Consider the following 12,233-nt stretch of genomic DNA (forward strand, 5'->3'; position numbering starts at 1 on the left):
GGATCCGCCCGCGCAGTCACGTCCGGGTGGCCGCGTCCACGAGGGCGGGCCGACGAGGCGGTGGTCAGCGGAGTTCGGCGATGATCAGGATGAAGATGGCGGTCGGGAAGCCCTCGCGCCACCACGGGTCGTCGCGCAGCCGCTCCGCGCTGGGATGGGGTTCACGCAGGTCCGCGATGACGAATCCGGCGTCTCGGAGCGTTCCAGAGTAGTACTCCAGCGGACGCAGCCAGGATGTGATCTCCGCGGGCGACCGCAGCCCGTCCACGAGGAAGCGCTGGTCGATCCCGCGCGGCCGGAAGTAGCGGTCGGCCGGCACGCTCGTCATCGCGCCGTGCTCGGAGTTCTCGACGTAGAAGCAGGGATGCAGGGTCAGCACGACCAGCCGCCCGCCGCTCTTGAGCACCCGGGCGAACTCGCCGATCGCGTCCTTCGGGTCCCGTAGATGGCTGAACAGGTGGTTGCAGACCACCAGGTCGAACTCGTCGTCCCCGAACGGCAGTTCGTCCACGCTGGCCCGGAGGTACGAGACCGAGCCGCCTTCCACCGGCGGATGGGCGTCGGCCGCGTCGATCAGGCCCTGGGCGAGGTCCACACCGGTGACGTCGGCGCCCCGGGACGCCAGCTCGCGTGAGAGGTAGCCCTCGCCGCAGCCCGCGTCCAGAATCCGCAGCCCCGCGCACGGGCCGACCGCGTCCAGCATGGCCCCGTCGGTCAGCTCGGTGCGATACCGGTCGCGGCGCTCGCGGATGATCTTCACCCAGTACTCCGCATTGGCCTCCCATCGCTCCCGCGTCAGATTCCTCGGCGCGGTGTCGTCCGGCCCTGTGCCGTCGTTCGACTCCGTGTTCTGTGGCGCCGTGCGCGTCGCGTCGTCCACCGGCAACCAACCTCTCCAGCAACCTTTTCCGGCATGCTTCAGGCCATGCCCCTGAGCCTTTTCGCCAGCCGCACGCAGGCGTCCCTGATCCGCCGTTCCCCGCATTCGACGGCACGCCTTTCCAGCGCGGACACCAGATCGTCCAGCCGGCCACCGAACGTGGGATCGCGTTGCAATCCCAGTGGAATGTACGTCGTGACGAGGTAGTAGAGATAGGCGTCATTGTAGGCCGCTATCTCACGCAGTACCTCACGTGCGGTGTTCCGCAGCAGCAGCGAACTCGGAAGGGTGAAGTCCGAGGTGATCCTGCTGTCCCTCGTGTACGTGGGGAACGACCATTCCTCCAGTGCCGTGAAGATCGGGGTCCGCTCCAGTTTCCGATGGTACTTCTCGGCCAGTTCGGTGTCGTCCGAGCCGATCAGCGCGCCCATCACCACTCCGCGCATCATGAACGCGTCCTGCCGTCCGGCTCCCTGCGGGTCCAGGTCGGTGTCCAGCACCCTTGTCACCTTGCTGACCTGGTGCGTCAGGATGTTCAGCGCGAGGATCGAGTGGAACGAGTACGTCTTGCGGCCCAGCCGTGGCGCCAGGTCGACCGACGATTCGACCAGTGCCCGCGGGTTCTCCAGCAGGCCCTCGCCCGGCTCGGTCGAATACAGCACCGACAACGCGGCGTCCGGTTCACGGCCCCAGAATCGCGCCAGATAGGACGACACCTGCTGGCCCGCGTTCCCCCGCATGATGTGAAGTGCCGCCTCAAGGGCGTTCAAGACGTACTGCTGCGCGACCGGAGCCTTTTCCACGGCCGTCAGATCGACCGTCAGGCCCTCGTCGTGAAGATCGGTCACGAGCATGTCCCGGCGGCGCCGCAGGGAATGCGACATGGAATACTCGGCGATCCCCGGAATCGAGGACATCAGGCTTTGCAGGGAACGCCCGCTGATCCGGTCCAGCCATCCGAAATTGTCCCACAGCCGGGAGACGGTGCTCTCGTCCAATCCGGAGAACATCGCGACATCGGACATGTTCAGCCCAAGTTCACCGGCGATTTCTGAGAGAGATCTCGGCTCGCTGTCGGGTGGCATGACTCGCCCTACGGGAGGCCCTGACTGGCACTTCGATCGTATAGGGGCCGACCGCTCCGGCAAGTGCCCAATGGACGATCCGCCGGGGATGCCGGTCAGTGCCGGGCTCCGCGTCGAGCCCCCGGACAGGCTCCGCGCAGGGCTCAGCGCCGTGTGTGACCTGGGCGCGAACGCGAGGGGCACGGGCGCCCGCCGTTGCGGACTGGTCATCTCGGCACCGCCGTCGGGAGGGATTGGTGTGCGTCCGTTATCCGAGCGCCGGGTCGGGACGGTCGCCCGTGATCCCCACCTCGAACCAGAACGTCGCGGAACCGGCGATGTCGCGGTGCCGCCCGTGGTCGATGGCGATCGCCTCGATCAGCCGCAGCCCCCGCCCGTCGATGGGCAGCGGGTCCTCCGAGGGATGCCTGACCCCTGTACGCGGGCCGCCGTCGGTGACCTCCACCCGTACCGTGCGCCCGGAGTGCAGGACCGAGAGCATGACCGTGCCGTTCCGCCGGGGCCGCGCGTGCGTGACCGAGTTGGTGACGCACTCGGAGGTCAGCAGTTCGAGATCGTCCAAGACGTCCGGCTCGGGGCCCAGGCACTCGCCGACCAGCTCCCGGATATAGGAGCGGGCCAGCCGTACCGCGGCCGGGGTGGCGGCGAGGTCGATCTCTCCCAGCACGCCCGCGGAGCGCGTGGACGCGGTCTTGCTCAGGTCGGGAGGCGGACCCAGTTCGAGGGAGGGTTCGGGAGACGGTTCGACGTAGGAGCCCGCGAGGAACGCCGGGGATCCTGGCCAAGTGTCAAGTGCATCCATTGCGGCGGCTGTTCCACGTGTTGGGCTGTAACCGAACATGTGCTCTGTGTCTGGTGATCGGAAGGCGGCGGGCTCGCACGAGCCTTGCCGAGGCTCCGCTCGCACCGCTTCAACTGTGACGCGGCCCCCCGATCCAGTCACCGCCGCTTGCATGCGCGCAAACCCCTTACGGCACGCTGCGGAAAGTCCTCTGCGCGCCTCGTCGCCAGGCGCCTCGGCCCGCCGTGGTCGCTTCCCGCCCTGAGTGCTCCGTGCCCGGGTGTCCTGGCTCTCCTGGTAGGCATGGACGCATGAAGGGGTTCGCGAGGCGGGAGTTCCAGCTGGTCCTGCTCCGGCGGATGGCGGACTACCAGCCGGACCTGGTGGCGGAGGCGGCCAGGTCGCTGGGCGCCTCGCGTACCGAGATGCGTGAGGTGAACGCCCGCTGGCAGCGCATGGTGCGGTCGCGGGGGTTCGCGCATGGACGGGCAAGGCTCGCCGCGGTGCTCGGACCTCCCCTTGAGGCCGAGGAGCAGAGGCTCGCCGGGATCGTGTGCCAACTGGAGCGGTGGCCCCTCTCGCTTTGGCCCGACCTCCGCTACGAGACGCTGACCGCACCCGACGGGACGATCCTCCAGGAATGGCTGGTCCGCGCCGAAGGCGCCCCGGTGCCGTCGCTGAAGGACGTCGACGACCTGGTGCCGTGGTCATGCGTGGTCGGGGATCTCGACCGGTGCTTCGACGGCGTGCAGCACCAGGCGGGCGAGGTGCCGAGCCGCTGGCACGCCACCTTCACCGTCCCGGACGGCCGGCCGGGCGGCGCGGAGGGCGAGGCCGAGGGCCCCGTCTACGTGGCGCACTTCGTTTGGGGCCTGCTCCAGACGGTGACCGCCGCCTAAGGGGGTAGAAGGGTGTATCCGATGCGGTATGGGTTGCGTGAGAGCCCCCTGATGGTCACGCAGAGTTGATGAACACGGCGGTCTCGCTGCGGAGCGTGATCGATCGTGGGCGGACAGAAGGTTCGTAACCAGGGGTTGAGCACTGTCCCAAATACCCCTGATCTCACGTCGATGGGCGGGAGTCGCGATGGGACTCCTCCGCCTGACGGGATCGATCGCGCCACGTCCGTGCGGGCATTTACGCAGGTGAACGGCGTTTACTAAAGTAAACGATCTATAGTAAGCCCAGGTCCGCGGCCACGGTGGGCACCATGGGGAGCACCCCACTGATCACAGTGTGCACCGACTTATGTTCGGACCCATTACCGCGTGACTAACTGTGTTTACAGCGCCGAAAATAAATAGTTTCCGACCGTTCACAGTCGACTGTGTCATCTGATACGGTCACGGCGGTAATCTTCGAGTGGCCGGCGCCGGAGAATCGCGAGTCTCGGGGGATCCCAACCGAAAAGATCGCCCAGCAGAAGGGGAACGCGGTGCACGAAACACAGACCATATCTCGGGACGGTCTGGAGCAGTGGCTCCTCGACCGGATCGCGTTCTATCTCGACAAGCCGGTGGACAGCATCGACCCCAAGGTCGAGCTGGCCCGGTACGGGATGGACTCGGTCTACGCCATCAGCATCATCAGTGACATCGAAGACCATCTGCAGGTAGAGGTGGACGTGGCCAAGGCGAGGAGCCGTGGCACTGTCGACGCGCTCACCGATTACCTGCTCGAACTGGTCGGCTGATGGACGCACTGGCCGTCCTGAACGGCGAGCCCGGCGATGCGGGAGCCGAGCTGGTCGTGTTGGGCGACAGTGTGGCCGAGGGTCGCAACGACCCCGATCAGGCCGGTGGCTGGCGCGGTTGGGCCGGGCGTCTCGCCGAGGCGCTCTACCTGCCCGAAGACCGCGTCGTCAACGCCGGGACCCCGGGCGCCGGATTGGCGCAGGTCGTCGCGGAGGAGCTGCCGGCGGTCCGCCATCTGCGACCGCGGATGGTGATCCTGAGCTGCGGGATGAACGACGCCATCAACGGGTTCGACAGGGTCGAGGCCGCCGGGCATCTGGCCGAGATCCTGGGCTGGGCGAGGTCGGTCGGCGCGGTGGGCATCGTCGCCCCCGTACCCCGCCCCCCGCTGCTGGAACGATCTATCATCTCCAACTTCCGGAAGAACCGGATACTCGAACGTATTCAAATCATCAACGAAGAACTGAGCCGGGCCGCACGTGCATTCGGCATGGAGTTCCTTGAGTCGGAGGCCGTGCCCCTCGTCATGGATCAGTCGTTGTGGGCCATCGACGGGATCCACCTCAACCCCGCGGGTCATGCGTATGTCGCGGAGGTCATCACTCAAGTCTCGCGCAATCTGCTAGGAGAGCACGCGACCGCGTCATAGGAATAATCAAACATTTGAATAACCCGCGATCGGGTTAGTCACAGTATGGGGTAGAGAGATGAGACCACTCTCCTTCACCCGTGCCACCCGAACCACGAACGGCGACGCCACGATCGGCGCCCACGGCTCCGCGCTGTCCAACGGAGCCCGCAACGGCAACGGTCATGGAGGTTCGACAGGCACGGTCAACGTCAACGGCTCGTCCGAAAGGGTCGCCACCGCTTCACCGTCTTCATCGGCATCGTCCTCATCCAAGGCGCCTCAGGGCCGCACGGCCCGCGCCTTCACCGCCGTCCCCCGCGCCGCCATGTCGGTCCTCTTCGCGCCCGTCCTGATGATCCAGGCCCGGCGGACGGTCCGGCGCACGCCGCGCCTCCACCCGGCGGCGGGCGCCCACCAGGGCACCGTTCCCGGGTCCGTTCCCCTCGTACGCCTGTTGGTGATCGGCGAGTCCACGGCGGCCGGCGTCGGAGCGTCCGACCACACCGAGGCGCTGCCCGGCTTCCTCTCCGGTTGCCTCAGGGAGCTTCACCACTGCGGCGTCACCTGGTCCGTCGCCGGCAAGAACGGCGCGACGGCCCGCAGGGTGTTCCGCGAAGTGGTGCCTTCACTGAACGGCTTCAATCCCGACATCGTCGTCATCACCATCGGGATCAACGACCTGATGCACCGTCGTCCGCTGCGCTCGTGGAGCCTGGACCTGACCGCGCTGGTCGCCGCCCTGCGCGGGCGGTACGAGAAGGCCCAGGTGATCCTGGCCGGGATGCCGCCGGTCCACCGGTTCCCCGCGCTGCCTCAGCCGCTGCGCACCGTCATGGGCGGACGCGCCAAGTCGATGGACCGGATCATGCAGGAGGTGGCGCGCGCCTACGGCGCCGTCCACGTCCCCATGGACGCGGACATGGCCGCCGACCCGCGCATGTTCGCCTCCGACGGCTTCCACCCGTCGCCGGTCGGCTATCGCGCCTGGGCCGAGGATCTGGCGCGCGCGGTGCGGTTCCCCACCGGGCCCGACAGGATCCGCGTGAACGGCAACGGCAATGGCAGCCGGAACGGCAACGGCCGGGCTCCCGTACGGGGCGTGGTCGCGAGCGCGGCAGCGGTCGAGGTGAGGGAGCCACCGTCGTGATCGTCCCGGGTACCTTCCGGGCCGCGGTGGAGGCCAAGGACCTGGTCGCGGCCTTCCGTGCCTTAGATCCCGCGGTCGAGTTCCACAGCCCGGTGCTGGTGCGCCCGCTCCGGGGACGGAACGAGGTCACCACGCTCCTGCGGGTCCTCACCGAGACCCTCGAGGACTTCCACTACACCCATGACCTCGCCGGAACCGCGCTGCCCAGGTGGCATGGCACGGCGGGCGGCACTCCGGTCGGCGAACCGTCGGCGGCCGGGGCGCCCGCCCAGGCGCTGGTGTTCAGCGCCACGGTCATGGGGAAACCCGTGCAGGGCTTGGACCTGCTCACCTTCAACCGCGAGGGCCTGGTCGCCGAGTTCACGGTCATGGTCCGCCCGCTGCCCGCGACGATGACGCTCGCCAGGGCGGTCGGCAGGCGGATGGAGGAGCTGGCGGCGTCCGCATGACGATGCAGAAGAGGGAAGCGAAGATGATAAGCCACGTCTCCCCACGCGTAGGGCTGTCTCCGGCGCACCGCATCGCGGCCGATCTGGAGTCCTACCTCGGCGACCCGATGGACGACGCCGCGGGTCCGTTCTCCTACAAGTCCATCGTCGAGGCCGAGGAGCGCGACCTGCTCCCGGCCGGCGCCGTCGAGACCGTCCGCGCGTGGGGTTTCCCCGAGTACCTGGTGCCGCTGCACCTCGGCGGGCGGCTCGCCACCCTGGAAGAGCTGTTCTTCGTCACCCGCGGCATCTCCCGCCGCAGCCTGACGGTCGCGGTAATGTACGGGTCGGGCCTGCTGGCCGTGAACCCGGTTTGGCTCTGGGGTGACAACCGCCAGCAGAAGACCGTGGCGGACGGGGTGCTGAACGGGGACCTCGCCTGCTTCGGCGTCTCCGAGGCCGACCACGGCAGCGATGTGATGGCCAACGAGGCCCGCGCGGAGTCGTCGGAGGAGGACAGCCTCGTCCTCACCGGCACCAAGTGGCCCGTCGGGAACGCGACCCGCGGGCGTTTCGTCACCACCTACGTCAAGACGGGGTCGAAGGACTTCTCCCTAGTGCTGGTCGACAAGAACGACCTCGATCCCAGTACCTGGTCGGTCCTGCCTCCCGTCCGCACCGTGGGCCTGCGCGGCCACGACCTGAGCGGGGTCTCCTTCGACAACGCGCAGGTGTCCCGCGACGCCATCATCGGCCGTCCGGGGACGGGCCTGGTGCAGACGCTGAAGGCCCTGCAGATCACGCGCACGGCCATCGCGGCGCTGTCCATCGGCACGATGGACGCGGTGGTGCGGATCGGAATGGAGTACACCAGGGAGCGCACGCTGTACGGCGGCGACATCTACCAGATCCCGATCATCCGCGAGCACATGGTCAAGGCGCATCTGGACCTGCTGATCGCCGAGTGCATGGCGATCCCGGTCGCGCGGGCCCTGACGGTCGCCCCCGGCCGGCTCAGCCTGTGGTCGTCGATCGTGAAGTACTTCGTCCCCGTCCAGGGCGAGGAGGTCGTGGCCAGCATCGGGGCGGTGCTGGCGGCGCGCGGCTACCTGCGCGAGGGCGTGGCGCACGGGGTGTTCCAGAAGCTGCAGCGCGACCACGCGATCGCGAGCATCTTCGAGGGCACCACGCACGTCAACCTGGCCAACGTCGCCTCGCAGCTTCCGTTCCTGGTCGAGGACCAGCCCGACTCAGGGTCGGCGGAGGAACTGCTGGACGAGCTGTTCTGCTGGACCCGTACCCCACCGGAGTGGAAGCCGGACGGGCGCCTGCTCCAGCTGAGCAACGAGGGCCACGACGAGATCGGCAGGCGCTACGAGACCACCGTCGAGACGCTGCTGAGCGCCGCCCGGGTGTTCGCGGCGCCGGAGGTGGCGGACGACCTCGCCCGGATCGTGACGAAGATCAGCGAGCTGCGCGCGGAGCTGCACGCCGGCGTCCGGGCGAACCCCGAGGACACCACCTCGGCGGCGGCCCTGCGCCGCGCCAAGCGGTACTGCGAGCTGCACGCGATGATCTCGTGCATGCTCACCTGGATCCACAATCACGACCGGTTCGGTGGCGCGTTCGCCGACGGCGCGTGGCTCGTCCTGTGCCTGGAGCATCTGCTGGAGCGGGCGCAGCCCGACACCGGGCTGTCGGAGCGGCACCTGCCGGCGCTGGAGGAGGTCATGTTCCGCTGCTATGACGAGCGCCGCTGGTTCTCGCTGTCGATGCTCGCGGACGGCGAAGGCCCCGGCTCGCTGATCAGCGACCTGGACGGGTGATCGGCATGCGGTCGACACACCGGCTGCCGGAGGGCTTTCTCGCGGTGGTGCGGGAGAACGTCCGCGTGTACGGCGACACGCGTACCTTCACGTTCGTGAGCGAGGAGCGCGGCCCGGGCCGCCGGTACCGGGAGGACGTGCTCGGGTTCGCCGACCTCGACCGGCGCGCCCGGGCGCTGGCCCGGCACCTGGAGTCGCTGGGGCTGCGCGACCGCGCCGTGCTGCTGCTGTTCCCGGAGGGGCTGGAGTTCCTGGTGGCCTTCCTCGGCTGCCTGTACGCCCGTGTCATCGCCGTCCCCTCGCCCTTGCCGGAGCTGGACGCGGGTCGCTCGGACCGGACGCGCCGGATCATCGCCGACGCGGACATCACCTGGATCCTCACCGACCACGCGCACCGCGGCATGCTGGAGTCGTGGTGCGAGGGCGCGGCCCGATGCCTGGCCGTCGACACCGATGTGGACGCCGCTCCCGACGGCTGGACGATGCCGGTGATCGAGCCCGACACCCCCGCGTTCCTGCAGTACACGTCCGGCTCGACCAGCGATCCCAAGGGCGTGGTCGTCACCCACGGCAACCTGCTCTACAACGCCGAGGAGATCAAGCGGCGGATCGCTGGGGACGACGAGACGGTCGGGGTCGGCTGGGTGCCGCACTACCACGACATGGGGCTGATCGGGCAGTTCATGGAGCCCCTCTACCTGGGCTGCAAGTACGTCTTCACCTCGCCGATCACGTTCGTCAAGCGCCCGGTGCTCTGGCTGGAGATGATCAGCCGCCATCGGGGGACGGTCACCCTCGGCCCCGACTTCGGGTACGAGCTGCTGACCCGCCGGGTCACCGACGCGCAACTGGACGGGATCGACCTGAGCTGCCTGCGCATCGCCAAGAACGGGGCCGAGCCGGTGCGGGTCCGGACGCTGGAGGCGATGGTCGAGCGGTTCGCCAAGGTCGGGTTCCGGCCCGAGGTCTGGATGCCGTGCTATGGCATGGCGGAGACGACGCTTCTGGTGGCGGCCGCTCCGCTGGGCACCGGTCCGGTGGTGCGCGATTTCGACGCCGAGGCGTTGAGCCAGAACCGGGGCGTTCCACGTACCGATGCACAGAAGCAGACGCGCCGGCTGGTCGGCTGTGGCCGACCGGTCACCCTGGACGTACGCATCGTCGATCCGCAGACCCGCGACGTGCTCCCTGAGGGGCACGTCGGTGAGATCTGGGTCGCCGGCGGAAGCGTCGCCCGCGGGTACTGGCGCCGGCCGGAGCGATCACGGGAGGTCTTCGAGGCGATGACCGCGTCGGGTGAGGGCCCCTTCCTGCGGACCGGAGACCTGGGTTTCCGATGCGACGGGGAGCTGTACATCACCGGGCGGATCAAGGATCTGATCATCGTCAACGGGCACAACATCTACGCTCACGACCTGGAGGCCGCCGCCAAGGCGGCGCACCCGGCCGCCCGCACCACGGCCGCGTTCGCGGTGCACGGCCCGGCGTCGCATGGTGGGGAGCAGGGTGAGAAGCAGGGGCAGGAGCAGGGCCGGGAGCAGGTGGTCATCGTCCAGGAGATCAGTACGGCGGCGGCCGGCGGCCGGTCTCCCGCCGAGCTCGCCTCGCTCACGCACGCCGCGGTCGCCCGCGAGTTCGGGTTGCCGTCCCTGAGCGTCGTGCTCTCGGGACGCGGGGCGGTCCGCCGCACGACGAGCGGGAAGGTGCAACGGCAGCTCACCAGGCAGGCATTCTTGGAGGGAAGGATCAAGCGACTGGCGGGAGCGGCGGAGCCCGCCGTCGCCGCCGTTTCTCAGGGCGGCTGACCTGCGCGTTTTCACCCGTTCCTTTTGGTTAACTCCGTTCCTGGCCGTTAATGCTGTTCACTTTTCAACTAATTTCGCTCAACCCACTTACTAGTCAGGGATTTGACTAGTAAGGTCTGGACATACCCAGACGCCGGTACCCGGACACCGGCGGGGGAGGGTGACCGATGGCGCTTCGGCATGCCGTGCTCGCGGCTCTGCTCGACGGTGAGTACAGCGGATACCAGCTCGCCAAGATCTTCGACTTGGGGGTGTCCAGCTTCTGGCACGCCGTCCCGCAGCAGCTCTACACCGAGTTGAACAAGCTGGAGGCGGAGGGCCTGATCACCGGTCGGCAGATCATCCAGCACGACCGGCCGAACAAGCGCGTCTACACCGTCACCCGTGCCGGGCTCGCGGAGTTGGAACGTTTCGCGACCGTTCCCGCGAAGCCCGGGATCATCCGCGAGGACCTCCTGGTCCTGGTCCAAGCGGTCGATCATATTTCCGCGTCGGCTGTGATCAAACAGCTGGAGGAACGCGCTCTCACCGTCAAGGCCAAGGTCGCGATGTTCGAGCGCAACCTGGAGAAGCTGCGCGGGAACCTCGATGAGGAGACCTTCCTGCGCAAGGGTGAGCCGATCGGGCCGTACCTCAACTGCCTTCGTGGCCTCGCCTACGAGCAGTCCGCCTATGAATGGCTCACCAGTACCGCACGGCTGTTGCGCGAACGCACGGCCACCGTCGAGGAGCCGGAGTCATGAGCGTATCCGGCCATCCCTTTCTCCCCGTTCTCTCCGTTCTCCCCGTACCGGGCCCCGTGTCGCCTTCCCCCGGCGCGTCACCGGTTAACACCCCGCATGACACGCACGACGTACCGACGCTTCCCGCGCGAACGCCGGTGTCATCGCGGCTCAGCCGAGGAGGTGTCCACCATGTCGGCCGAACAACCCACCGTTCAGCGGCCTGACGGGCCGGCGACCGCCGCGGCGACCATGACGGCCGCCGTGACAGCACTGGTCTCCCAGGCCACCATGAGAACCCGAGTGCCCTTGGACGGGCTCGACCTGCCCGCCGTGCACGCTTCCGTCCCGCGCGCCCGAGCCTTCATGCGCACCCTGGTGAACGCCCGCGGCATCGCGCATGTCAGGGACGACGCCGAGATCCTGGTGTCCGAGCTGGTCACCAACGCACTGCGGCACGCCACGACCGCCGCGTCCACGCTGCGCCTGCGGGTGCTGCGGGTCGGCGAACGGCTCCGCATCGAAGTACACGACCCCAGCCCGCTACCGCCTCGGGTGCGGCGGGTGGACCTGATGGACGAGACCGGCCGCGGCTGGTTCCTCGTGGCCGCCATCGCGGACCGCCTGGGATCGGACGTCACCGCTTCGGGCAAGTCCGTCTGGTGCGAACTGACCGCCTGGCCCGCGCCGTTCCTCGAACCGTCCCCTGACACCCCCTGTTCCGCTACCTCACTGATTCCGTGATCTGACGCGCCGGCCCGCGCGACGGGCCGGGGCGCCGACCCGAACTCCACGTAAAGCCGTGCGTGGGTACCGCCATGCCTGAAACAGGCGATGGCGCGTGCCCTCGCGCACTCGACCGCGCCGATGGGGACAGCCATGGCCGTGGACTTTTACCGAGCAGATGGACGACCTGCCACTTCAGAGGAGGCCCAGCGACTCCTGCTCGACATAGGGGCGCGCCTGCTCGCGCAGGACATCATCCGTGTCGGCGCCGAAGTGGTGGTCGTGTCGACGTGGTTCACCGTGATCCATCAGGGATACGCATCGAATGGAAGGCCGTTGCTATGGCAGACCATCGTTTCCGATACGACGACGCACGCCGACATCGGGCAGTACACCACCCGCGAACAGGCCAAGCGTGGGCATGCCGAGGCGGTGGTGCTGATCTCCAAGCGGCTGCGCCACCTGGCGACCCAGCCGAGGGACGAGACACGCCTGTGACCGGCCCCTT

13 protein-coding genes are annotated in these 12,233 nt (G+C 68.3%); 10 read left to right on the forward strand and 3 right to left on the reverse strand.

Features of this window, described 5'->3' with window-relative positions; all coding sequences use genetic code 11:
- Window positions 1–64: 64 nt before the first annotated feature.
- The 3 genes from ACGWYJ_RS00845 to ACGWYJ_RS00855 form a co-directional block, all read right to left on the reverse strand.
- The gene (locus ACGWYJ_RS00845; protein WP_395103506.1) at window positions 65–880 is read right to left on the reverse strand and encodes a class I SAM-dependent methyltransferase; all 816 of its coding nucleotides are present in this window, start codon (window positions 878–880) and stop codon (window positions 65–67) included.
- Window positions 881–918: 38 nt separating this feature from the next.
- On the reverse strand, window positions 919–1,905 hold the full coding sequence (locus tag ACGWYJ_RS00850; protein ID WP_395103507.1) for a hypothetical protein: 987 nt from the start codon (window positions 1,903–1,905) through the stop codon (window positions 919–921).
- Between the two features lie 307 nt (window positions 1,906–2,212).
- Window positions 2,213–2,767 carry an ATP-binding protein gene (locus ACGWYJ_RS00855; protein ID WP_395103508.1) on the reverse strand — a complete coding sequence of 185 codons (555 nt, stop codon included), beginning with the start codon at window positions 2,765–2,767 and terminating at the stop codon, window positions 2,213–2,215.
- A 290-nt stretch (window positions 2,768–3,057) separates the two neighbouring features.
- Here ACGWYJ_RS00855 and ACGWYJ_RS00860 point away from each other — a divergent pair, with 290 nt between their 5' ends.
- The 10 genes from ACGWYJ_RS00860 to ACGWYJ_RS00905 all read left to right on the forward strand — a co-directional run bounded on the left by ACGWYJ_RS00860 (window position 3,058) and on the right by ACGWYJ_RS00905 (window position 12,223).
- Entirely contained in the window at window positions 3,058–3,645 is a 588-nt protein-coding gene (locus ACGWYJ_RS00860; protein ID WP_395103509.1) for a hypothetical protein, read from the forward strand.
- A gap of 536 nt (window positions 3,646–4,181) precedes the next feature.
- Window positions 4,182–4,439, forward strand: coding sequence for an acyl carrier protein (locus ACGWYJ_RS00865; protein ID WP_395103510.1), 258 nt, complete (start codon window positions 4,182–4,184; stop codon window positions 4,437–4,439).
- The gene (locus ACGWYJ_RS00870) at window positions 4,439–5,089 is read left to right on the forward strand and encodes an SGNH/GDSL hydrolase family protein (protein ID WP_395103511.1); all 651 of its coding nucleotides are present in this window, start codon (window positions 4,439–4,441) and stop codon (window positions 5,087–5,089) included. Before ACGWYJ_RS00865 ends, ACGWYJ_RS00870 begins: the two co-directional genes overlap by 1 nt.
- Before the next feature lie 58 nt (window positions 5,090–5,147).
- Complete coding sequence (locus tag ACGWYJ_RS00875; RefSeq protein WP_395103512.1) at window positions 5,148–6,218, forward strand: SGNH/GDSL hydrolase family protein; 1,071 nt, start codon at window positions 5,148–5,150, stop codon at window positions 6,216–6,218.
- Complete coding sequence (locus tag ACGWYJ_RS00880) at window positions 6,215–6,667, forward strand: hypothetical protein (protein ID WP_395103513.1); 453 nt, start codon at window positions 6,215–6,217, stop codon at window positions 6,665–6,667. The genes ACGWYJ_RS00875 and ACGWYJ_RS00880 overlap by 4 nt, the downstream gene beginning before the upstream one ends.
- Window positions 6,664–8,472: an acyl-CoA dehydrogenase family protein gene (locus ACGWYJ_RS00885; RefSeq protein ID WP_395103514.1), complete on the forward strand. Its 1,809-nt coding sequence runs from the start codon at window positions 6,664–6,666 to the stop codon at window positions 8,470–8,472. The genes ACGWYJ_RS00880 and ACGWYJ_RS00885 overlap by 4 nt, the downstream gene beginning before the upstream one ends.
- Window positions 8,473–8,477: 5 nt before the next feature.
- Window positions 8,478–10,277, forward strand: coding sequence for a fatty acyl-AMP ligase (locus ACGWYJ_RS00890; RefSeq protein ID WP_395103515.1), 1,800 nt, complete (start codon window positions 8,478–8,480; stop codon window positions 10,275–10,277).
- 167 nt (window positions 10,278–10,444) lie between these two features.
- Window positions 10,445–11,020 (forward strand): PadR family transcriptional regulator, encoded by a 576-nt coding sequence (locus ACGWYJ_RS00895; RefSeq protein ID WP_395103516.1) that lies wholly within the window; start codon window positions 10,445–10,447, stop codon window positions 11,018–11,020.
- A 171-nt stretch (window positions 11,021–11,191) separates the two neighbouring features.
- Window positions 11,192–11,743, forward strand: a complete 552-nt coding sequence (locus tag ACGWYJ_RS00900; protein ID WP_395103517.1) for an ATP-binding protein — start codon at window positions 11,192–11,194, stop codon at window positions 11,741–11,743.
- A 135-nt stretch (window positions 11,744–11,878) separates the two neighbouring features.
- Window positions 11,879–12,223: a hypothetical protein gene (locus ACGWYJ_RS00905; protein WP_395103518.1), complete on the forward strand. Its 345-nt coding sequence runs from the start codon at window positions 11,879–11,881 to the stop codon at window positions 12,221–12,223.
- Window positions 12,224–12,233 lie beyond the last annotated feature (10 nt).

The organism is Actinomadura sp. SCN-SB, from assembly GCF_043906805.1.
Classification (GTDB): Bacteria; Actinomycetota; Actinomycetes; order Streptosporangiales; family Streptosporangiaceae; genus Spirillospora.